The organism is Agromyces sp. PvR057, from assembly GCF_040547485.1.
GTDB lineage: Bacteria > Actinomycetota > Actinomycetes > Actinomycetales > Microbacteriaceae > Agromyces.
This window is the reverse complement of sequence record NZ_JBEPPT010000002.1, coordinates 197,953-221,022: the sequence shown is the minus strand read 5'-3', so window position 1 is coordinate 221,022 and position 23,070 is coordinate 197,953. Positions and strand designations below refer to the sequence as shown.

Genomic DNA, 23,070 nt, shown 5'->3' with positions numbered 1-23,070 from the left:
TGAACGTCGCAGCGCCGGCCCGCCAGCCGCAGGAACACCTCGACCCGCTCGCCAAGGTCACAACTGGGTCACTTGTCCCACTCAGCTCTTGACCCGGATGCGCGCAGTACCGATGCTGATCTGACCCGAACCCCCGTCACGATGGAGTGTCATGCGTCAGGCCCGCCGTCCGATCGTCGCCGTCGCCGCGACCTCCGCCCTGTTGATCCTCCAGGCGGTGATCGATCCGACCGGACTGCTCGTGCTCGTCGGCTGGCCCGGCGGCACCCCGCAGTTCGAGCTCGGCTGGCCGGTGGCCCGCTACCTCGTGTTCGTGCCGGTCATGCTGGCGGTCGTGTGGTGGGCGGCGGTGCGCGCCGGCGATCGCTTCTGGACCATGACCGCCGGCGTCGTGCTCGCGGCCCTGCTCGCGCAGGCGGCGGCGTGCTTCGCGATGACGGGCGACCTCGCGCTCGCGGCGTGGGCGGGCGGCTTCATCACGGCGAAGGCCGTGCCGTCGGCGCTCATCGTGGCCGCGGTCGTGCGCTTCGCAGGCGGCCCGCGCGACATCCGCCTGCACGAGCGCGGCTCGCTATGGCCGGGCGCGATCGCGTTCGGGGCCGCCGCGCCGCTGCTCGCCGGCGCGTGGTGGACGGGCGCCGCCTACGCCCCGCTCATCCCGTCCCCCCGCCCCGACTCGGGCCCCGTGCTCATGCTCGTCGCCATGGCGCTGCTCGTCGGCGCGGCCTGGGTCGGCCTCCGGTGGATGCGCCGCCGCGTGCCCGGCTTCCTCGGCAGCTGGCTCGGCGCGCTCGTCGCGGGCGGCGTGTTCGGGCTCGTTCAGGCGGTCATCGGGCTCGTCGTCGACGACGGGTTCCGCGGCGACCTGTGGCCGCTCCTCGCCGCCTACATCCACGTCGCCGACGGCGTCGCGTTCGGCGCCTGCACGGGCTGGATCGTCGCCGTCGTCGCGCTCATCGCCGACCGGCTGCGAGCGCGAGCGCAGGCGCGGCGCACGGTGACGGATGCCGCGGCGGGCACGCCCGAGACATCCGGCGCGTCCGCTCCCGCAACCGCTGAACCCGCGACGCCCGCGAAGGTCGCCGCCGGCGCCGGCATCGCGCTGGCCGTGATCGCGGCGACCGCCCTCACCGCCTCGCTCCTCACCCCGCCGCCGGCCTCGGCGAGCGCGAGCGATGCCGCAACCGCAGCCGGCCCCGCCGAGACATCCGCCGCCCCCGCCGAGTTCCTGCGCGTCGCGAACGGGCGCATCGCCGACGGCGACGGCAACCAGGTGCTGCTGCGCGGCGTCAACGTGAACCAGCTCGTCGACTTCTACCAGGCGCGCGCCGAGGTCGCCGTGACGCGCCCGCTGACCGAGGCCGACTACGCCGACATGGCGACGTACGGGTTCAACGTCGTGCGCCTGAACCTCTCGTGGTCGGCGCTCGAGCCCGTGCAGGGCGAGCTCGACGCCGCCTACCTCGCGAAGGTGAAGCAGGCGGTCGGCTGGGCGAAGTCGCACGGCATCCGCACGGTGCTCGACATGCACCAGGACGGCTGGTCGAACGCGCCGACCGCCGAGGGCACCGAGTGCCGCCTCGGCACCGATCCGATGTGGGGCTACGACGGCGCACCCGAGTGGGCGACGCACTTCGACGGCGCCCCGCGCTGCTCGTTCACCGGCCGCGACATCTCCCCCGCGGGCGACCGGGCGTTCGAGCACTTCTACTTCGACACCGACGGCGTGCAGCAGGCGTTCGTGCGCACCTGGGGCGAGCTCGCGGGCGAGTTCGCCGACGAGCCGGCGGTCGCGGGCTTCGACCTGCTCAACGAGCCCGGCTTCGGCGAGACGGCACCGGTCACGACGTCGCTGAAGCTCGGCGAGTTCTCGGATGCCGCGATCGACGCCATCCGCGAGGCGGGCGCTCCGCAGATCGTGTTCGTCGAGCCGAGCATCCTGTGGTCGGGCCTCGGCATCGACAGCGGGCCGTCGCTCGGCTTCACGGATGACCCGAACGTCGTGTTCTCGCCGCACCTCTACGCCGAGTCGATCACGATGGACCGCTCCCTCGGCATCCCGACGATCGTGAGCACCGAGCGCCAGTTCGAGCTCGCCCAGCGCGTGGCCGACGAGCACGGCATGCCGATGTGGTCGGGCGAGTACGGCTACTGGGGCGACATGGAGTCCCGAGTGGAGCGCCTCGAGCGGTACGCCGCCGAGGAGGACCGCCGCATGCAGGGCAGCGCCTACTGGGTGTGGAAGCAGTCGTGCGGCGACCCGCAGAACGGCATCGGCGAGTTCGGCAACGCGCTCGTTCCCGAGGACTGCGCGACCGGCGAGGACGCCCCTCGCCCCGAGCAGCTGCTCGGCATCCTGAGCCGCGCCTACCCGCAGGCGGCACCCGGCACGCTCACGAGTCTCAGCGCAGGCACGGCGGGCGACGACGGCGAGCGGATGTCGCTGACGGGCGTCGTCGACGAGCCCGCGTGCGGCCTGGTGGTGTGGGTTCCCGGCGAGACGGAGCCGACGATCGCCGACTCGAGCGGGCTCACCCGCGTCGAGGTCGAGCAGCAGCCCGGCGGATGGCTCGTCACCGCGTGCGCCGACGGCGAGTACGCGCTCGCGACCGCCGGCTGACCGCCGGCTGACGGGCGGCCGAGGGCGGCCCCGGCGCCTTCGCCCTGCGCTCCGGGCCTCGGCCCGCGGCCCGGCGTAGGCTGAGCCGCATGGCCGCCACCGAGGTTCGCGATCCGGTCCGTGCAGCACTCGAATCGGTGCTCGAGGAGGTGCGATCCCGAACCTCGGGCGAGGTCGCGTCGTACATCCCCGAGCTCGCTCGCGTGGATCCCGATCCGCTCGGCGTCGCGCTCGTCAGCGTGCACGGCATCGTGCACGAGGCCGGCGACACCGACACGCATTTCACGATCCAGTCGGTGTCGAAGCCGTTCGTGTTCGCGCTCGCGGTCGACGCGTTGGGCCTCGACGAGGTGCTGAAGCACGTCGGCGTCGAACCGAGCGGCGAGCCATTCAACGCCATCAGCCTCGAGCCGGCGACCGGCCGCCCGCTCAATCCCATGATCAACGCGGGCGCGATCGTGATGTCGTCGCTCATGGCGGGCGACACCGCCGACGACAAGTTCGCCGCCATCCACGCGGGCATCCAGAGGTTCGCCGGGCGCGATCTCGTCGTCGACGAGGCGGTGTTCACCTCGGAGGCGACGACCGGCGACCGCAATCGCGCGCTCGCGTACCTCACCCTCGCGGCGGGCACGCTCGGCGCCCCGGTCGACGTGGCGACCACCGCGTACTTCCGCCAGTGCTCGATCTCGGTGAACGCCCGCGACCTCGCGACGATGGCGGCGACGCTCGCCACGGGCGGCGTGAACCCGATCACGCGTGAGCGCGTCATCAGCGAGGATGCCGCGCGCTGGACCTCGGCCGTCATGACGAGCTGCGGCATGTACGACGAGTCGGGCTCCTGGCTGCTGCGCGTCGGCATGCCGGCGAAGAGCGGCGTGGGCGGGGGCATCGCGGCCGAGCTGCCCGGACAGTTCGGCATCGGCACGTTCAGCCCCAGGCTCGACGCGAAGGGCAACAGCGTGCGCGGCGTCGCGATGCTCGAGGCCATGTCCGCGCGTTTCGAGCTGCACCAGCTGCAGCACCGCGGCGACCCGCTCTCGCCGATCGGGGCGCTCACCCGCGATGGCTCCGAGACGGTCGCCTCGCTGCGCGGCGAGATCTTCTTCGCCGGTGCCGAAGAGGTGCTCGCCCGCCTCAGCCCGCTCGTGAGCGATGACGGATGCCTCGTGCTCGACTTCGCGGATGTCACGCGCATCGGCGACGCCGCCGCCCGCATGTTCCGCTCGGCGCCCGGCGTCGCCGGCCTCCGGGCGGACGGCGGCGGCGAGAAGGTCGTCGTTCGCGACCCGGAAGGACTGCTCGGGCACTGAGCACGCGGCACTCCGGCACTCCGGCACTCCGGCACCGCATTTCACGGAGACCGTCTCCACCCACGCACCCGCGCTGCTCGACGCGATCGATGCCACCCTTCAGACACCGTCGCCGTCGAGCGCCCCCTGGTAGAGCTCGTCGAGGTGCACACCGTCGGCCACGCGCTCGAGCACCTCGTCGGCGGCCCCCTCGAGCCGGCGGATCGCGATGAACCGTGTGCCCAGTTTTGGGGGAGTGCGACATAAAGGTCTGGTAAGACGGCATTTCCCGCCGTATGAACCGTGTTCGAGTCGTTCTTCTCGCATTCCGTATTCCGGAGGTTCGGTAACGTCGATCCACTGGCGACCCAACAGTGATACGCGCGTCGTCGAGGCATCAGCAGCTCAGTGAAGATGAGGAAGTATGGCCCCGAACAACGCGCCCGCCGGCTGGTACGACGACGGGACGGGCGGCAAGCGCTACTGGGACGGCACGAACTGGACCGAGCACACCGTGCCGGCCGACCCCACCGTGATCCCCAGCCCGACAATGGCACCGACTGCTGCGTCTGAGGCAGCCACCCCTGCGGCGCCCGTCGACGCCCCGGCCACGAACAGCGGATACATCTCCGGTCCGCCTGTCGCGACATCCGCCCTCTTCGAGCCCGTGCCATCGGCGAACCCCAGCGCGTCCCAGCCCTACGCCGCGGCCCCGCAATCATTCGGCTTCACGGAGCCCAATCGCGTTCCTCCTGCACCGTACGGCGTGGCACAGCACCCCTACGGCGCCGCCGCATCGACGACGATCCCGCCCGTCACACCGCCGGTGGGCCAGAAGTCGTTCGTCGCAACCTGGTTGCTCGCATGGCTCGTCGGATTCTGGGGCGTCGACCGGTTCTACCTCGGCAAGGTCGGTACCGGCCTCGCAAAGCTCTTCACCTTCGGCGGGCTCGGCGTGTGGGTGCTCATCGACCTGATCCTCGTGCTCACGGGCAGCCAGCGCGACAACCGCGGGCAACCTCTCGCGGGCTACAACGAGCACAAGAAGCTCGCCTGGATCATCACCGGCGCCGTCGTCGCGTTCGGGCTCGTCATCAACATCATCAGTGGCGCAGCGGCTGGCGCGCGCAATGCCGCTGACCTTCCTGCCGCACCGCCGGCGGCCGTCTCTGAATCGGAACCCGCCGCAGATGCCGAAGCCGAGACTGAGGTCGTCGTGCCGGAGCCCGAGCCCGAAGCGGAACTCGGCACCGCAGCAAGCCCGTTCCCCCAGCCGTATGTGGCGAAGGGGATGCTCGGCGGCGAGAAGTACTCGCTGACGGCCTCGGTGACGGCCGACGGGCAAGACGTCACCGAGTACAACATGTTCAATGAACCAGCCCCCGCCGGGTTCAAGTACGTCATCGTGCAGGCGACGATGACCGGTATCGACCCCGACGGCGTCGAGCCTTCCCTCGCCGCGTTCGACCTGATGCTCGCCACGGCGGAGGGCAACCAGTACGACTCCGACTACGTGACCCTCGGCGATGGGATGCCGTCGATGTACGACGGCCCGACCCTGTACCCCGGCAATGCCTTCACGGGTTACATGGCGTTCGTCGTGCCCGAGGGCGCGACCGGCTTCATGTTGCATGACAACGGCAACTACATCGCGCTGTAGCGCCGTCGTTCCCGCTGCCGAACAGAGCCTCGGAGCCTGAGACCGTGACCACTGCCGCCGCATTTCGATTCGCCATGCCGAAGCCGGTGCGCATCACCGGGCGATCGTCGAGCATCACGAACTCGTTCGTGAACGGCATCATCCCCGTCGTGCCGCCGACGCCGGAACAGGTCGATGAGGCGCTTCGGATCCTCGGCATGGAGACGTCTGTCGTGTGCGCGTACTGCGGCGACACGGCGACCGAATGGGATCATCTCCGACCGCTCGTCGTCGACAAGCAGCCGACCGGCTACGTCTCGGAGATCCACAACCTCGTGCCCGCGTGCGGCAAGTGTAATCAGAGCAAGGGCAACAAGCCGTGGCGAGCGTGGATGTTCAGCTCCGCTCGCCTGTCACCCGCGACTCGCGGGCGCACCGGCCTGGAGGAGCGTGCCGCACGTCTCAGCGAGTACGAGCTGTGGCAACCGCCGACACGCCTCGATTTCGAGGAGGTCGTCGGCGAAGAGCTCTGGGCAAAGCACTGGCGCAACCACGCCGCGATCATCGCTGCAATGCGGGATGCCGAGGCCACCGTCGAGCTGATCCGAGCGCGCGTGGCGAGCGCTGGTACGGCCCCGCAGCGAGTTGATCACCGGCCGAGCGCGTCATCCACCCGATCGACGTCGAGCGCCCCCGGGTAGAGCTCGTCGAGCAGCCCGAGCGCCATCTCACGCAGCAGCTCCGCGAGCTCGCGCTCCAAGCGCGGCACCCGCTCCTCACCGTCGCCGCGCCGCGCCCAGATCGCCGCGAGCCGATCCTGCTCCGCCACGACCGCGTCGACCACCATGGGCCGCCAGTGCTCCGGATACTCGCCCTCTCGCCAGGCGCCGCGTCCGCGGCCGTAGTGCGCGACCGCGAGGTAGCGCAGCAGCGCCGAGGTCACGAGCCCGTCGAGGAACGCCTCCTCCCAGCGCAGGCTCGACTCGGTGCGGCCGCGCACGACGTTGACGCCCTGCGCGACGCCCGCACCGCCGAGCGCGCCGATGATCGCGCCGGCGACCATGCCCGCGCCGAACGTGAGCCCGCCGGCCAGGAGGTCGGCGCCGAGCCCCGTGAGCGCGCCAGAGACGACCCCGCCCAGTGCGGCGGTGCGGGTGCCGTCGAGCGGAGCGTCGAGGTGCACGCCGTCGGCCACGCGCTCGAGCACCTCCTCGGCGGCCCGCCCCTCGAGCCGGTGGATCGCGATGAGCTGCTCCATGCCCCGCCGCAGGTCGGCCTGCAGCCGCTTGGCCATCTCGTCCGTGGCATCCGATCTCGCCTTGGTGCGCGCCGCATTCGGCAGGCCGAACGAGCCGGTGACCCGGTTCGTGAGCGGTTCGGCCGGCAGCACGACCCGGTCGGCGGCGGCCCGCGCGATCGGCCCGGCGAGCGCCGCCATCGATCCGTCGAACTCGCCCATGCGCAGGTCGCGCCAGGCGGCCGACAGCCGCGCGAAGGCCGGCCCCGAGGCATCCGGAACCAGTGGTTCGATCGCCTGGAACAACGTGAACTCCTGCACCCAGCAGCGCGCGAACGCGTCGAAGGCGAGCACGTCGCGCACGTTCGTGGTGGGGCCGAGCGCGGCACGCCAGCGCGCGGCATCCGCTTCTTCGACCGCCCGCTCGCGCGGCCGACCGGTCTGGTTGAGCAGCACGAGCACGGGCTTGCCGATGTACTCGAGCACCTCGAGCTCGGGGGCGAGGTAGCCGGCGTCGGCGGGCGCCTCGGCGGCGTTCACGAGGTAGAGCACGACATCGGCCTGCTCGGCGACGTTGCGCACGGCGAGCTGGCTGAGCCACAGCGCGCGGTCCTGGTAGCGGTCCCACACCTGCGTGAGGAACCAGCCGATGGGGTTGCGGTCCTGCCGCAGCCGGCGCGCGAGGCGCACGCTGTCGCCGAAGCCCGGGGTGTCCCACAGTGTCAGCAGGTCGCCCTCGGAGGTCTGCACGAGCGGGAACGGCGTCGCCTCCGCGGTGACGTGCGGGGCGTCGCGCACCTCGCCGACGTCGCGCCCGAGCAGCGTGCGCGCGAGCGTCGTCTTGCCCGCGTTGGTGTGCGAGATGAGCGAGAGCGAGACGGCCCCGGCGTCGAGGCCCTGGATGTCGGCGGGTCGGTCGCTCATCGCGACCTCCCGTCGGGCCGGCCGTTGCCTTCGTGAGCGGATGCCGCAGCCGCGAGTTGCGCCTCCGCCGCCGCCAGGTCGGGATCGGCGAGGTCGACGAACACCGGAACGCTCCCGTGCGCCTCGAGCAACTCGCGCCACGCCGTGCGGCGGTCGTCGCGGCGCTGCGCGTCGTCGCCCCAGCGCGCGAGGAACGCGGACTCGTCGACGAGCGCGACAGTGGTTCCGGATGCCGCGAGGAACGCGCCGTGCGCATCGTCCTCGGGCGTGGCGGTGAGGCTGAAGAGCGGCAGCACGGTCTGCGGCTGGCCCGCGGCATCCGGGCTCACCCAGTCGTCGCCCCACGCGACGGGCTCGTCGATGGTCGCGGCGGCATTGCCGTACGCCCGCGCGACGATGGCCTCGAGCCCGGCGCGCGCCTCGGGCTCGAGGGTGTAGCTGTACGGGATGACGCGCACACGCGCCGGCTCGCCCACCCACCCGGCGATGAGGCGGCGGTAGTACGGCTCGTCGAGCGGCAGCAGGACGTTCTTGGCGCGGCGCCGCTCGACCAGCCCCGCGACAACGGCGAGCACCAGTCGCGGAATGATGACGACGACGGCGACCGTGCCGGCCATGAGGTGCATCCAGATCGCGGCGTTCTCGCTCGCGGGCGCACGGATCGCCTCGATCGCCGCGACGTCGGGCACCGGGATGCCGGTGAGCCACGATCCCGGCGCGAGCGTCACGGCGAGCAGCGCGTGCACCTGCTCGGCCCCGAGGAACGTGCTCTCCCACGACGCGCGGTACTCGAACGCGAGCCCGCGCAGGTAGAGGCCGGCGATCAGGCCAAGCGCGGTGGCCGACGCCGCCAGGTGCAGCACGCGCGCGGCGCGCGCTCCGTAGAGCGGTGCGGCGACGCGCGCCCACTCGCGGGGCAGCGCGGCGAGCACGGTGCGTCTGGCGGCAGTCGCGGCATCCGCTCGGCTGTCGTCGCCGGATGCCCGCACCGACGCCGCCCTGATCAGCACGGACCGCACCGGCCCGGCCGCCCCGCGCCGGAGCACCAGCGGACGCACGAGCAGCCAGACGTATACGACGAGGTTCCACGCGACGAGCGCGACCACGGGCGGCGCGAGCAGGTTGATGCTCGACCCACCGCCGATGCGGTCGATGAGCACGCCCAACGCGAACGCGGCGATCACCGTCACGACGCCCACCCACGGCCGCCACCGGATGCCGCGCACCGTGCGCGTCACCGCGGGCTGGCGCGTGCCGACGCGTTCGAGCACGAGCTGCGCGCGCCGCCCGAGGAACTCCTCGGCGCTCGCCCGCTCCCCCACGATCGCCGCCGCCGCGCGGCTCGCCCACTCCCGGTCGGCATCGGACCACAGCACGCGATCGCGATCAGCTGTCTCGACGGCGCGCGCCGCGGTCGTCTCGAGGGCGGCCGACTCGTCCATGCTGCGGAGTCTATGCCGCGCTCACGTATCTTGAAGGCCTACCGGACTGTCGAGTCCATCGACGAGCCGCATCACTTCGAAGGCGTCAAAGGCGGCCGCAATGATGGGGTTAGGGCCAGCGCCGGTTGCGTCGCCGATCCACAGGGGTAGGACGTTGTCTGCACCGCACCGGCCCACTGCCTGGCTCACGAGGCCTTCAAGTTCGTTCACGCTGAGCGTCATGAACTGCTCGAGTTCTCGGATGCTCAGGACCACGGTCGGAATGTCCGCTGCCGTGAGGTCCGCCCGAACCGACGGAGATGTTGCAGCGAAGTGATCCTCTAGAGTGACCACGACGCCGACCCGCTGGTGTGTGCCAGCAAGCCTCGGCTCCGCCGCGCAAATCACCTGAAAATGCGCGTTCGACCTATTGATTTGCGCGATCCCCTTTCCGATCTGACGCTCGAGGCTCTCGAGATACGCAGCATCCCCGAGCCGTACATGCTCGTCTGGGCGCGTTGACTTGCACTCAACGAGTACGAGGAACTCGCCGACCTGCAGGAACCAGTCAATGCTGTCCTGCCGGTTCTTGCCTTCCCAGTACCGCACCTCAGGGAGCACTAGTCCACCGCTCAGCAGCTCCAGCTGCTTACCGACGTAGGCCTCGAATACGTGACCCAAATCCGTTGCGAACGAGTTCCCGAAGGTTTTGATCGCGCGATAGAAGATCGACAATGGCGAGATCTTGTCCACGATCGCACGTACATTCGGAGCGATCGGGACGACCCCAATGTCAGTAATGAAGGGCTTGTCTCGAAGGGGATTGAACGAGTGCTTTTGTAGGTCTGCACGCGTTCGCCGCTCTGCATCGCGATTCAGCTGCTTGAAGCTAGCGATATCCACGCTGAGATGCCGGTCGAACACATTGCGCACCCGTTCGTTGCTGAAGGTCGCGCGAATGCGCTCGAATGCATCGCCCTGAAGCAAGTCGAGATCAAAGCGGCCGCCATTCGATGCAGCGGCGGTAAACGCGATGAAAATACCCGCGACGTAGGTATCTACGTCCATTCCGAATGATTGCTCGAACCAATCGTCAACCATCACAGTTGGTGACTTGCCGACGGGCCAGCTGGCGTCGGTGCCGAAGAGGAGCAGCGTTCGAGCGAATGCTGGCAACACGTCGACCTGCCCGAGGAACTGCTCATGAGACATACGCAAGAGTGCGCCAGCTACACCCGCCGAATCACCCCGAGTGATCGGATCGTCGATATTCAGGTGAAACTGACACAATTGAGCCAAGTCATGGTCAGCGATGGTCTTGCCGGACGGTCTCCCGTAGGCGATCGCAACACGCGCAATATCCATCAGCGCCCATTGGGTGAATGGGAATGTCGCGCTCGGTGGCATTGCCAGCCTCTCAATTTCCGCCGACTTTCGCCCGCAGGCCTCCACGATCGACCCGATGTCGAAGGCGCGAACCGCGCTCTTGTACTTCGCGTACGGAGTCGGTTGGGCTTTGACTGGCATCCGAAACTGAGGCATGCGGGGAGGGTATCGCCCTCCCACGACTTGATTTCGGAGCGACGGGGCATCAATGCCTCCAGGTGCCGAATGACTGCGGCCCCGGGGTGCGGCGAAGTCGTCTCGAGGGCGGAAACTCCTCAACGCTGCGAGGTCTATGCCGCGATCGGCGGCGTCAACTCAGGTGGGCCAACGGCTCCTCTTTAGTGGCTATCGGCCAGACCCAATCGAGGCCGGCGTTGCGCCCCGGGCGGACACCAGCTCAATCAGCTTGAAAGGCGCTCCCCTCCGAACGCGGAGAAGTAGCCAAGGGTGGGGTCGTCAAAGGTTCCGATCACGAGACCACGGTCAAGGAAGCGATTAAACTCCTCACAGCTCGTTTCCGGCAGCAATCCGCAGCCGTGGCACGCGGCAAGGTTGCAGGAGTCGGGCCCCTGCCCCTTCTCGCCGGCGTCCATGCATACAGGGTCAGTCGAGCACCATCGTGCGTTCGAAACGGCCGATGCAAAGACGGTGCGGAGATTCTCCGGACGAGCCATACGCACCAATCCCCCCATCGTGCCCTCCGAATCCCCGGCGGCAGTGTAGATCAGCAAACCGGCCATCTGCCTGCCTTCGTTCCCTGAAACGTAGAGCCGCTCGCGCAGCGAGGCGGAGCTGTAACCGCACGCGAAGACGAGCTCATTGATCAACACGTGCCCTAGCGTGTGGAGCAAGACGAACCTGGGGCTGAGTACTCTCTCTTGCAAGCCACGTTGCGAGGCAACATGCCCATAGTGGTCAGTGATTTTCTGAGCCCTGGCCTGCACCTCCGCCCGCGCTTCCCACGCGGCCAGGCGCTGAGGATCCAGCTCAAAGTAGATACCTTCTCCCTTCACCACATAGGCGGGCAGCCAATCCTGGACGGGCACCAGAGGTTTGCGGCGCAGCAGTGCCTTTCCCTCGCTGAGTTTCAATGCATCGTCGCGAACCCGAGTGAATCCGCGGAGGGCTCTCGTCTCGCGGAGCACGTCGACCGAGCGCACTCGCTCGAGGTACGGCTCCAGGTCCGGTTGGATTCCGGGATTGGTCGTAGTTAGGTAGTCGTCGGTCGGGGTCTCACGTATGTGCTGAAACTCTGGGAACCGCCATTCATCGTCGCCCGTAAGCAGCTCGGCATCGGATTCCTCTCCCGACTCGGGCGCCTCCTCGCCGACGCCCAGAAGATCGCGGTAGCCAGCAATAAGCTCATCATCTGAGATCGGGCCGAAAAGCTCAGGCGGCACGTTCGCGAGCAGCTGTTTGCGCAGCATTCCCACGTCGAGGTCGGCGCCGAAAATGCTATGCAATGTGCGCATCGTGCCGCTCACAGCCGGATGCCGCATTAGCTCATGCATCTCGGCGCTGACTGCTCCTTCCTTGCGCGGAAGATAAATCGAGGACTCGACTTTCGGAAAGTAGACGTTGCCCGCCGCGCGCAACGCACCACGCATGGGGCGATCGCAAGTCCCCTCGAGCTCGGCCAGCCAGGGACGAGCACCGGTGCAGACGAATGGATCCTCGGGAGAGGAAAGCTGGTCGCTCAGGCTTGTGTGTTCTTCTCCATTGACAAGTCGGGCTCCCGTGATGCCCCGCAGTGACCGCTCCTTTTCACAGCGGTCACACACCACTCGCTGACCCTCGAGCCCGCCACCACCGGTGGACTTTAGCCGGAGAGCCCCAGTGCACGTCGGCGAGTGCGCACGATGGACCCATTTATCGAACGGAAAGTCGTCAAGATGCCCGTCTTCGCAGACAGCGACGAACGGAACCTGCGACATCCGCGGCTTATATTTCCAGTCCTTATGTTTGACGTCTTTGCACGTCACCGGCTGCTGCATGGTCAGCGTCGAGAGCTCGAGTCGCTTGCAGAACATGCAGAAGCACCAGCGGGGGAACCTCAAAACAGGGACGGTCAGCTTGACATTGCGGTTGTCACTACCCTGGCCCTGATAACGAAAATCCGGTGGCAGCCGCAACTCGTTGACCCTCAGCCGGGCTTCGAGGCGCCAATCGTGCTCCTGGTACTCCTCGAGCGCGAGAGTGCTGGCTTCACCGGGCTCATACCAGTGGTCGAGGCCTGCCGTAATCACCGAGGTCCCGTTGACAAGCACGCTCATGGCACCAACACCAAACGGGGCGACGAGTTGAGCTCGACGCATTGCTCCAGTACTCAAAGCGTGTCCTCCATTTCCGTGTCGGCCTGTATGTACGCCAGCGAGATTGCCAAGCGGCACTCGGCATCCACGTTGCGCATGCTCGTTGGAACATCCCAGATTGTGGCCTTGCTCTCCAGGTCGGGCAGCGTGCCGGCATAGCGCATCAGACCCTGCTTCGGGTCACCCCACGGGGCAGGGTTAGCCTCCCAGATCGTGCGTTCCCAGCCACCCCATTGCCGCGCCCGTTTCTCCGCCATTCGCTCTAGGGCAGGCACTTCGCCCTGGTCCGCAATCATTGCGCGATCTCGAAGAAGCGCGATCGCCGCGTCATACTCCGCGGAGGGGAAAGGGAACGGAGGCAGATCCTCTGGCGCGGTTTGACGAACGTATGCAACCGCAGCCGCGTGAAGCGCCCGCCGGAGCACGGGCGTCGCGAATGGCGTTACTGAAGTCGGTTCCACCTGGGCATAGAGCTGCTGGTGGTATGTCGTGAATCGTTCGTAGTGGCTGCGATCGCGGGGTTTCGCCGCTCCATAGATCGTGACTACCAGTCCCGGGCTGACGTCGGCGCGTCGGCCAACGCGACCACTGACCTGAATATACTGCGCAGTTGTTTTTGGCTGCCCGACGATAGTCATCAGCCCGAGGCGCTCGATATCGACTCCGACCTCGATGATGTTCGAGGCGAGACAAATGTCAACCGCTTCCTGGCGTTCCTGCCCGGGTATGTATCGGACTTGGAGCTGTTCAATTGCTTTGGGGATCTCATCGGACCGACGGCGAGAGGTGAGCTCCATTGTGCGATTGGGCCAACGTGGATCGATGCCATCGCGTCGGACCAGTCCAGTTAGGTAATCAGGCACGTCAGATTCCAGCAGCGAAACGGTGTTACCAAGTTCACGCAAGGAGTTTAGAAAGTTGAGGTTCGTCCAGTATCCGTCCCGGTCCGCTTCTGGAACTCTGCTTACAGCCTGAAGCGTCGCAGCGGCAACTCGGGTCTGAACCGTCTGCATTGAGCCAAGGGAGGCGCTCATTACTCCGACGTAGCGACGCCCCGGTTCCAATGTTCCATCGGCCTCCCGGGCTGGTTCAGCGAAGAACGAATGGCCTTCCTCCAAACCGTGCGGTGGAAAGAGAGCGACTTCTTCACGCCCGAATAGGCCCTTGATCTGATCCTCATACCGTCGGATCGTTGCGGTTGAGGCGATGATCTTGGGCGGAACCGGATTTGTGCCACGCCGGTCGGTACACAACTCGTCAATTACTGGCTCGTAGAGGCCGACCATGGAGCCGAGCGGCCCAGAAATGAGGTGCAGCTCGTCTTGGATGATCAGACCCGGCGGGGAGACTACGCGCTCGCCCTCGCTGTTGATTCCGAAGAGATGGCGGGCCTCCGGGCGCCATGCCATCATTGCAAACTTGTCAACGGTACCGATGACGATCGACGGCCGCACGTCATAGATGTCCTCGTCGACCACATGGATCGGTAGCCCTGATCGGCGAGAATAGTGACACAGCGGGTCCACACATCGAAGCACGACTTTCTTGCCGACTTGTTCGTAGCCGATGACGTCCTGGCCGCCCTTCCCCTTCGGTTTGGTACCCATCTGAGTTCCACACCAGGGGCACCGCAGAAGCAGAAAGAGGTTCTGCTCACTTGGGTTGCGGCGGAGCCGGCCGAGCACTTCAACGGCCCTATTCCAGCTGTTGGGCGTCGAAGAACCGCCTAGCCAAATACCGATGCCAAAGGGCGCCGTGCCGAGTGCATCAGAGTTCTTCCCTCGAATTTCTTCCAACACGCAGATCAAAGCGGCAGATCGTAGGAACTGCTGCGCCGTAAGCAATCTCAATGTGTACCGCATCAGCGTGTCGGTACCGGCATCTTCCGGGTCCCGCAGACGTCGCGCGAGGAGGCTGATGGCGGACGCGCCAAGATACGCCTCTGTCTTGCCACCGCCCGTTGGGAAGAATATGAGATCCACGAGCGATCGTGTGTCTCTCGATGGGTCAATCAGTTCTGGCAGGCTGGCCAGAACGAAGGCTATCTGGAAGGGGCGCCATGCACCCCTTCCCGCAGGCACGATTGGTTCCGGATGAGCACCAACAACGCGCAAGACGTCATCCTTGCCCCTCTCGACCTCACGCAACGGGAAGTTCGAGCGCACCTGCTGGAAGAGCATGGCCTCATTGGCCCATCGGAAAGCCCTGCGAGCGACATCGTCCGAGCCCACGAGCTGCCAGCCGGCCCGCATCCTTTGAAGCGCGCCATCGGCAAGATCCATGTGTCGATGCGCAGACGCACGGAAACGCTCCGGCAGATCCCCAATCTCTGCCCGGCGAGCCTCGATCCAGTCTCGATAGAGGCGGAGAACTGTTTCTACTTGGGCGTCGCCCTCTTTCGTGCCGTCTGCAAGTTCCCGCATGCTAACGGTGATCGCCCGACGATCGCCCTCTGCGTCAATCAGGAAGTCACCGTTTTCGTCGGTGTGGTAGATATTCGGTGTGAGGCTGACCGTTTCGTATGCGGGCAGTGGCACCGCCTTGACGACTTGCACAGGTGACGTTGCACCACCTTCCCAGCTTGCGGCACAGCCGTGCCCTACGGCGAAAGTGCGCTTATTCCTATACAGAAGTTCGATCGATTGTTCTTCATCGTCGAGATCAGGTGAGCTCACTTCGGGATATGGCTCAATCACGATGCCGTCGGCCGCAACTGAAAACTCCATCTGGAACAGCGCGCTGGCCGGGCCTGTCCCCGGACTGCTGTTCAGGACCGCTACTGTAACCAGGCGAACTTCCGGATCACCCGAGCCGGGAACCGGGCGGCTGAACACCTGTGTCGTCGGGGCAATGCCGCGCGCCTCGCCATCTGGGACCGTGGGGACAATCTTGAGACGGTTGACATCATCTCGAAGCACAGTCCCGGACATCGCGCCTCGTAGCGTGAAGGGGCGGCGACGCCACCACTCGACCGGCTTGGCGAGGCCCGGAATGTGGACGCTTAGCCGCTCGTAGTGCGCGCCGGACACAATGACGCTGAGCATTCCGTCAGCAGGAACACGACACTGGAATGAAACGGCCATGGCCGTCGGCTTGAACTTGTTGGCGTCGGTTAGATCGAAATCGTCGGAGTCCGCTTCGTCATGGCGGAGCGAGCCTTGGACGAGAACTGCACGGCCATCAGGATCGTCCGCGCTACGCGCCACGCCAGCGAAGCCGGTGAGATCTACATCTGCATCTTGGGGGCTGCCGATCTCGGTTCCGCCCCGCGCGGCGCCGCTATGGAGGACTCCCACACCGTACCGAGTCAAGGGCGTGCCGATGGTCAGAATCTCCTGGCCACTTTCAGCGTCATGAAATTGCCCACGGCTGTCGGCTGCCGTCTCGAAGATGATTTTTCCGGTGGAGCAATCGACCGGTTTACCCCTGATCGATTCATCGCCAACCGGCCCAAAGAGCTCGCGCCGCAGCTCAGCTTCAACGATATCTCGGGCTTCACGTCCGCTCATCGGGTTCCTCCTAAGGCTGTGCGAAGCGTCGTCGCTTCAACGATGGCAATGAATCGGTCGGTCGCCCGCGTCAAACCCACGTAGAGCAGTGCGTCAAAATTGTCGGCGGTGGTCGTCCTGTCGAGATCAGTGATCACGACCGCTGGCGCTTCAAGCCCCTTAAAGGCGTGAATCGTCGCGAAGTGCACCTGGCCGGGCCGGGCCGGGAGGCCGTCCGCAGGCCTTAAGACCTGCCGCAGCCACGGGTCGTCTGTAGTAGCTGCTGTTGAACTGTCACGATGCGGGCTCAGCACGACGATTTCGTTTAGGTCGAAGCCCTCTTGCTTCAAGCTACGAATTGCCGAAACCAAAAGCGCCGACTGATCTTGCCCGGCCCGGTACAGCTGGAACACGGGGTCCACGCCGTCATCGTCTCGCCGGAATTGCTGGTATCCCGGCTCGAGATGGCTGAGTAAATTGACCTGAAAGCCGATACGAGGCAAGTTCCGGCAGTTCTGCACCAGCCGATGATTTGAGAGGTACGGTGCGCGGGCGCGGATTATCTCTCGCCCCGCCTGGTTCTCGAAAATAGACTGCCGTTCGAAGTCGCCGAAGAAAAGTATCCGACCTTCTTTGAGCCCGCCTTCAACCATAAGGTCAAGAACATCGAGGTAAAGATCAGTCGCGATGTCCTGTATTTCATCGACGACCAGGTACTCGCTCGCATGCGATTCATCATTTAGCAGGCGATCAAGCGCTCGCCCAGGCAACTCGTCGCTCCAGAAATGAGAACCCGCATTTGCCGGGGCGCGGTCAAGACCAGCAATGCGAAGAAGCTCTTGATGGAATGTACCAACGGTCACGCCGTCGGTTCCTGCCATATCGCTGGCCATTCGCTTGCCGAGAAAGCGATTGAAGCACAACAGCCGACCTCGCCTGCCTGAGGCTGCTTCTCGGCGAGCGGATTCCTGCGCGAGGAAGCTCTTGCCGGAACCCGCCGGCCCGGAAAACAGAACAGATTGATTCTCGGCGGCAGCATCTAAGGCGAGGAATTGTTCGTCGATGAACGAAATCAAATGGGTTTCACGAGCGCGCCGACGGTCTCCAGCTACCGTTGCCAGCTCGAACTTGGGACGAAGATGGCTAGCGATTCGCTCGGCGGTCGCATCGTCCGGTCCAACACCACCGAAGTCGAAGTACTGGATCTTGTCACCGAGATGCCTGGTGCCCGCAGCCAATGTTCGGAGGATGGTCTGTGGAACTGATTTTAGATCCTCGGAATCCATCACCTGCCAGTCGTGCCATTCAGGATTAGAGGGCAGTGAGCTGCGAGCGCGAACGCCCGTGAACCAGACAGCGGACACCATTGGAATAGAGCGCAGTTCAACCCTGCCGCCCAGATAGTTGCGCAGGCTGTGCATCGCCTCACTTGCTTGTTGGAAGGGCCCACGCGACGTGGGCTTATCGTTGCCGAGCTTCCAGGTGCCGTCACTTCGGCGATCGATCGAAAGGTGAGACTTGACCTCGATGACAAGGATGCCTGTTTCAGGGACGATGACCACGAAGTCGGCTTCGCCTTCAACCTGTCGAACATGATTGGCAATCCAGAGCGAGTGGAGTACCAACCAACTGTGAGTTTCGCTGCTCTGCTGCAGCGCCCTGTAGATGGCCTTCTCTCCCGGAGGCGCATCGGCGGGCAAGAGAGCGGGCATCATTCGAGCCATTGCGCGCTCCGATCTTCAAATGGCACTCTCGCGTCATGCCGGGACACAACACTTGAGTATGGCGAGATAGCAAGGACACGGGTCGCCAGAATTCCTCTGAACCCGTCGGCTGCAACGCTTAGGCCGAGATGCCCGACAGTCTCCAGCTCCGTCAGGTCTGTCGCAGATACCGCGCCCTCTAGCTGCTTCCCGATCTCGGCGCTCACTTTATAGAGCATCTTGCGGAGACGAGAGGCGTAGGCGAAGGTCGGTTGAACGGGGATACCGAGCCAAGTCAGTAGCGTCTCGAAGTCCTGATCACTATGCGGTCGGATCAAATTTGGGTCCGTCCATGCGCGTGCCCGGTCTGCCCTCTTCACGCCAACGGCCCGAAGATCCTTCGCCACTTGCCGATACCCGTTCCGTTGCAAGCGCTGGACAAGGAGCTGCTTCCATGCGTTCTGAGCGGCGCCAACCGACTCTGCTTGCTCACCGAGCTCCGCAAGCGCCGCCTGGTACATGACGCCACGCTCGGTTGTACCCCGTCGGAGCAGCAAGTAACTGCCTTCTCGCACCGCCGGCACGTCGGTATAGGTAACGCGTTCGCCGGGCGGCTGCTGAAGGTCGAGAGAGCGAATTCGCTCACCGTCGTCAAGCCACATTGCGAGGTTGCCGCTGAGAAGGATCTTGCGAGCCAAAACTTCTTCGGCGCTGGGTTCTCGATCTAAGGGTTCCCGACTGCCCCAGACCGGTTGCGGAAGGTATGCGTCTTCTGATTCTGAATCAGCAGGAACGCTCTGTTGCGGCGCAGACGTGTCACCGATCGCGAACACTCGAGTCGGGACGCGGATTGCGCCTTCTGCATATTCGGCGATGGCGGAGCGCGCAACGCTTCGATCACCAAACCACGCGGGGAGGATGAAGCACACGTAGTCCGTCGCCGGAGCCGTTACAAGTGATGATCGATAGAACCGAGGCGGACCGACCACATAAGTTCGGTCGCGGCCAAATAGGTCAGCGTCGAGTTCGCCAGCAGTCAGCACGAGGGTACCGTGAGCCTGCAGCCACGACTCGAGCCCAGCCTTTGCCATATTGCTGGCCGCAACAACGACGGATTCATGGGCGCCCGCTTCGAGGCACGAATCGAGAACTGCGGCGCCGACGACGGTTCCCTCATCGAACTGCGCGAGAGCTACGGCCGACAGCTGCAGCTCATCGAGTATCGGCTGCTCGGCGATTGCCCCTTCAAGACGGCGCGCGAGACGCGCGACTTCTCCAATCAGCTGATCGAGCCCCTGATTGAACTCCATCGGTTGTGGCTGGGTGAGCAAACGCCAGCGTAGCGCCTTGGATGCTCCCACCAAATCGTCCCATGGTCCCGAGCCGTCATCTCGAACCGCCAGAACTAATCTGCGGACAGCGGCGTCAAAGCGGGCACCCGCGGGGTCGCCCACAACAACAATCTCGACGCCAGCGCGCGCGACGGCGCGCGATGCGGCATATCGCTGATTCAGATGCGCGATCCTGCTCAAAGCGCCACCGTGAAGGCAAGGGCTTCGATGGCGGCCGGTGGCTGCCAACCAAGGTGATCCGCCAGCGACAAGGGCTCGCCTCTGGTATTTCGAAGCTGCGTCAGTAGTTCTGCAGCAATCTCATCTCCGACTGAACGATCAAGCACGCAGACCACAACTTGTGCCTCGACCTCAGCTAAGTACCTTGTCGCACCGTTTCCATCGAGGACGACCGCTCTCAGTTCGCGAGGAAGCGGCAGATGGTCTGCAAGCATTGCCGAGGAGTAGAGCCTTGTAAACCAAGTCGCGGCTCGCCCGACTTTCGGCATTAGCAACGACCCGATGGAGCTCGACGGTAGGTCGTCGTCGTCGCGGCTAAGAAATGCTTCGAAGTCCTCCATCAACCAAGTCAGGGTGCCCACAATTGCGAGGTCTGCTGCAGGCAACGCGAGGCGAGCATCCCAGTCCGCATCGAGGGATGCCATGTGCTCGATGCTCCCCGGCGTAGGCCGGGCTGTCCTTTCCGGCTGCTCGAGTTCGGTCAACGGCGCGAGGGCGCGGATGCCGTCGACCACCCATTCGGAGCCTGCGAACTGCGCCCGTGGCGACGACGTCGATTCGTTCAACGCTAGGAAGTTTCCAGTGATCACCGAACCTGAATTGACTGCCCTGAGCGGCTGACCGCGCTTCATCGCACGCAGCGCGTCCAATGGTCTAGCGAGCTGGGGTGCCTCGCTTGCGAGCACCCAGCCACATCCGATGAGCGCGGCAGCAAAGTCGCGGCTAGGCACCGAGACTGCGATCACCAACTGTCGCCCAGTCAGGGCCTTCGAGAAGCGAGCCGCCCGCGTTCCTAAAGCCAGTAAGGGCCCGATCCACGGCGCAGCTTGGCCCGGCACTTCGGCCGACTCGGACAACACGAGCTGCAGCGGGCCACGCCCCGACGGCGCATTCACCGGACGCTCCCGCCGGTCTCAACCCCATAGCGATATGTGGGCGCTCCATCTCGTCCATTCTTCAGCGATGTCAAGCCTGCCTTCGGGCAACTGGCACGTCCGCCAGCCCACTGGTTGTGCCAGACGAGCCCTGCGGGAAGGGCAAGACCGTCAAAGTGCCAGGCGGCCATTAGATAGCGAGATCGAGCGGTAGGTCGGCGATGTCCTTCAAGCGCTTCCCCGAAACCATTGTGTCGAGCATCGAGATCGCTTCGTCGTTGTCCTCGGCATGAACAGCCTCGATAAGTTCAGGAAGAGCGAAATGGTACAAGGTGTCAACGTCACCGGTTCCGAGAGCAAGAGAAGCAAGGCGGGACGGCGAAGGCTCTGCGGTCACAACCGCGATGTGCGGCAGTCGACCCTTGCGGTTCCGGATCAGATTCAGCGACTCAGAGCGCGCGTTCTGAGCGCGATCCGATCGCAGCGTCCATTTGCACGAGATAACGGCATGCAAAAGGCCTCTGGGCTGATTCACCCTGCGAAGCGAAGCAAGGCGCGCGACCGACTCGTCGACGATCAACTCGTCTGAGTTGATGAAGTCGTCGTCAACAGGTGCGCGGACTACAACGACATCCGGCGCGATCACGTAGGCGTTGCCAAGAACCGCTCTGAGTTCAGGATTCGCCTTGACGGCGAGGTCCAGATCGAGCAGGTGAGAGTACTGATCGTAGGCCGCGATGTACTCGATGCTGCGACGCCCTGCAACTTTGGTCACGGACCACTCGCCGGGGCGTAGCATCCCAAGTCTCAGAAACGTGGAACGCACGAAATCCGCACAGGCAGTCTCAAACTCGCCCCCCGACGTTTGCCCGGCTAGTCGCTCGCCCACGGTCTCAACAAGAAGCGAGTCGGCAATTCGCTTCGCGAAGGCGACGCTCGACCTCTGACCCCCGTCGGCGTTGCTTGCCACGCCCTTGTCATTCACAGTGAGCACGCCATTGGCGAGCAGTGCGGCGTGAAAGTCACGTCGAGCGCGAGCAAGAAATGCCTCGCTCTTGTCGCCGTGGCTCTCGTCAACCCCGCCTTCGGGGGGCATTTCAATACCATGCCCAGGGCTCGAAACGGCAGGAAAATTGTTCAACATTGAGCTCACGAACGCGAGCCTATTGCACGTGCGCGGACAAAACTGCTTGCCTGCGTTTCCTAACGCTGTTTTGCTGCACCGTACTGGAACGAGCAGCTCCAAAGCTACGGAACGGACGGTAATGACAGGTACGCGTCAGCTAACCCTGCTGCGGAATCGCTTCATGTATTCATGTCGATCGTGGTCGTCCTGCCCCGTGAAACCCTTGAAGTGCCCAAGCCGATACTTGGTCCCAGTGGGTGTCACTTGCTGTTCAACCTCGAAGTCCTGAGCGAGAACCGCGAGCCGACGCTCCACTGATGCATGGCTTCCTTCGTTGAGGGCATCGATCAACCGCTCGATGCTGACGAATCCTTCCGTCCCCGCGAGCGCCCGGTAGACGGGGTCGTGTACATCCGTGCCGAGCTCGAGGATCTCACGCGGTACGCCTTCGTGTTCGAGTGCTGATCGGATCACCCGACCGACGGCTTCCGCAACTGGGGGCGGGAAAGCGTTGCCGATCTGCCGATATTGCGATGTCTTGCGCCCAGCAAACTCCCACTCGTCCTCAGCTCGCCACCCTTGAAGACGGGCAACCATTTCTATCGTGAGTCTCGGAAGCCGCTCAGATGGATGTGGAGCGTCTGCACCGGGCGCGCTATCAGCCACTCCCTTACCGTCGACACCAAGTGCTTCCCATGCTCGCTTCGCGCGAGTTGGTCCGAGGTCGGCGCCGCCGTGCTTCTTGCTCCCGCCGACCAACGTAGGACCGACACCGTTCGCGAGTTTCACCCAGTCGTCGACATGCTTCCAACCGTTTGCCGCCATCAGATCACGCAAGACCACACCGACTGAGACGTGATTGGCAACCGGCTCAGGCCAGCGGAAGTATGCAGCGTCTTCTGGCCGCATCGCCACCAGCACAAACCGAGGCCGTAGTTGAGCGACTCCGAAATCTGCAGCATGAAGCAGCCGCCAGTCCGCAACATAGCCAAGCTGCGTGAGCCGATCTAGGACTCGCTGACGATAGCCAGAGAACCGATTGGTGGCGAGCCCACGCACATTTTCGAGCATGAGCGCTCGTGGCCTGACCACCTCGACCTGCTCGACCGCCCAGGCAAACAAGTCGCGCTCATCGGAGGACCCGAGCTGCTTGCCCGCAATTGAGAACGGAGGGCACGGAACGCCGCCAGCAAGTAGGTCGACACCCGCGTAGTCAGCCGGGCGCCAGACCTCAGGATTGGCAACATCACCAACCACAACCACGCCATTCGTATTGCGGCGAAGGGTTTCGGCTGCGGTTGGGTCGAGTTCCACCGCGAGAGCGTGCTCAAAGCCCGCGTTCTGAAGCCCGAGCGCCTGCCCTCCTGCTCCAGCACAAATCTCTACAACTCGCAGACCGGTCACGGCTGCCTCCTCGAAAAACGACGTCGAATGGAAGACTGGCTTGAATACATACTTGCGCTTACTCCGTCATCG

General features: G+C 65.0%; 15 protein-coding genes. 4 read left to right on the top strand and 11 right to left on the bottom strand.

Annotation, left to right across the window (positions count from 1 at the left end; genetic code table 11):
• The first annotated feature begins 151 nt into the window (after window positions 1–151).
• Together ABIC29_RS10250 and glsA are read left to right on the top strand one after the other, a co-directional pair.
• Window positions 152–2,620: a glycoside hydrolase family 5 protein gene (locus tag ABIC29_RS10250; RefSeq protein ID WP_354245054.1), complete on the top strand. Its 2,469-nt coding sequence runs from the start codon at window positions 152–154 to the stop codon at window positions 2,618–2,620.
• Window positions 2,621–2,709: 89 nt separating this feature from the next.
• A complete protein-coding gene (gene glsA / locus ABIC29_RS10245) occupies window positions 2,710–3,933 on the top strand; it encodes a glutaminase A (RefSeq protein WP_354245051.1) in 1,224 nt (407 codons plus the stop codon).
• A 99-nt stretch (window positions 3,934–4,032) separates the two neighbouring features.
• Here glsA and ABIC29_RS10240 read toward each other — a convergent pair whose 3' ends face one another.
• A complete protein-coding gene (locus tag ABIC29_RS10240) occupies window positions 4,033–4,239 on the bottom strand; it encodes a hypothetical protein (protein WP_354245048.1) in 207 nt (68 codons plus the stop codon).
• 97 nt (window positions 4,240–4,336) lie between these two features.
• Between ABIC29_RS10240 and ABIC29_RS10235 the strand changes: the two genes are divergently transcribed.
• Window positions 4,337–5,572, top strand: a complete 1,236-nt coding sequence (locus ABIC29_RS10235) for an NINE protein (RefSeq protein WP_354245045.1) — start codon at window positions 4,337–4,339, stop codon at window positions 5,570–5,572.
• Between the two features lie 44 nt (window positions 5,573–5,616).
• Window positions 5,617–6,252 carry an HNH endonuclease signature motif containing protein gene (locus tag ABIC29_RS10230; protein WP_354245042.1) on the top strand — a complete coding sequence of 212 codons (636 nt, stop codon included), beginning with the start codon at window positions 5,617–5,619 and terminating at the stop codon, window positions 6,250–6,252.
• On the opposite strand, the gene ABIC29_RS10225 is transcribed toward ABIC29_RS10230, so the two are convergent.
• The 10 genes from ABIC29_RS10225 to ABIC29_RS10180 form a co-directional block, all read right to left on the bottom strand.
• Window positions 6,201–7,712: a DUF3482 domain-containing protein gene (locus ABIC29_RS10225; protein WP_354245039.1), complete on the bottom strand. Its 1,512-nt coding sequence runs from the start codon at window positions 7,710–7,712 to the stop codon at window positions 6,201–6,203. The two genes, ABIC29_RS10230 and ABIC29_RS10225, sit on opposite strands and share 52 nt — an antisense overlap.
• Window positions 7,709–9,154 carry a DUF2868 domain-containing protein gene (locus ABIC29_RS10220; protein WP_354245036.1) on the bottom strand — a complete coding sequence of 482 codons (1,446 nt, stop codon included), beginning with the start codon at window positions 9,152–9,154 and terminating at the stop codon, window positions 7,709–7,711. Before ABIC29_RS10220 ends, ABIC29_RS10225 begins: the two co-directional genes overlap by 4 nt.
• A gap of 21 nt (window positions 9,155–9,175) precedes the next feature.
• Window positions 9,176–10,675, bottom strand: coding sequence for a hypothetical protein (locus ABIC29_RS10215; RefSeq protein ID WP_354245033.1), 1,500 nt, complete (start codon window positions 10,673–10,675; stop codon window positions 9,176–9,178).
• 245 nt (window positions 10,676–10,920) lie between these two features.
• Window positions 10,921–12,834, bottom strand: a complete 1,914-nt coding sequence (gene drmB / locus ABIC29_RS10210) for a DrmB family protein (protein ID WP_354245030.1) — start codon at window positions 12,832–12,834, stop codon at window positions 10,921–10,923.
• A gap of 11 nt (window positions 12,835–12,845) precedes the next feature.
• Window positions 12,846–16,340, bottom strand: coding sequence for a helicase-related protein (locus ABIC29_RS10205; protein WP_354245027.1), 3,495 nt, complete (start codon window positions 16,338–16,340; stop codon window positions 12,846–12,848).
• Window positions 16,337–18,043, bottom strand: coding sequence for a nuclease-related domain-containing DEAD/DEAH box helicase (locus ABIC29_RS10200; RefSeq protein WP_354245024.1), 1,707 nt, complete (start codon window positions 18,041–18,043; stop codon window positions 16,337–16,339). Before ABIC29_RS10200 ends, ABIC29_RS10205 begins: the two co-directional genes overlap by 4 nt.
• A complete protein-coding gene (locus ABIC29_RS10195; RefSeq protein ID WP_354245021.1) occupies window positions 18,031–19,554 on the bottom strand; it encodes a DISARM anti-phage system protein DrmE domain-containing protein in 1,524 nt (507 codons plus the stop codon). Before ABIC29_RS10195 ends, ABIC29_RS10200 begins: the two co-directional genes overlap by 13 nt.
• Entirely contained in the window at window positions 19,551–20,225 is a 675-nt protein-coding gene (locus tag ABIC29_RS10190; protein WP_354245018.1) for a hypothetical protein, read from the bottom strand. The genes ABIC29_RS10195 and ABIC29_RS10190 overlap by 4 nt, the downstream gene beginning before the upstream one ends.
• Window positions 20,226–20,658: 433 nt before the next feature.
• Complete coding sequence (locus ABIC29_RS10185) at window positions 20,659–21,612, bottom strand: NgoMIV family type II restriction endonuclease (protein WP_354245805.1); 954 nt, start codon at window positions 21,610–21,612, stop codon at window positions 20,659–20,661.
• A 135-nt stretch (window positions 21,613–21,747) separates the two neighbouring features.
• The gene (locus ABIC29_RS10180) at window positions 21,748–22,998 is read right to left on the bottom strand and encodes a DNA cytosine methyltransferase (RefSeq protein WP_354245015.1); all 1,251 of its coding nucleotides are present in this window, start codon (window positions 22,996–22,998) and stop codon (window positions 21,748–21,750) included.
• Window positions 22,999–23,070: the final 72 nt, after the last annotated feature.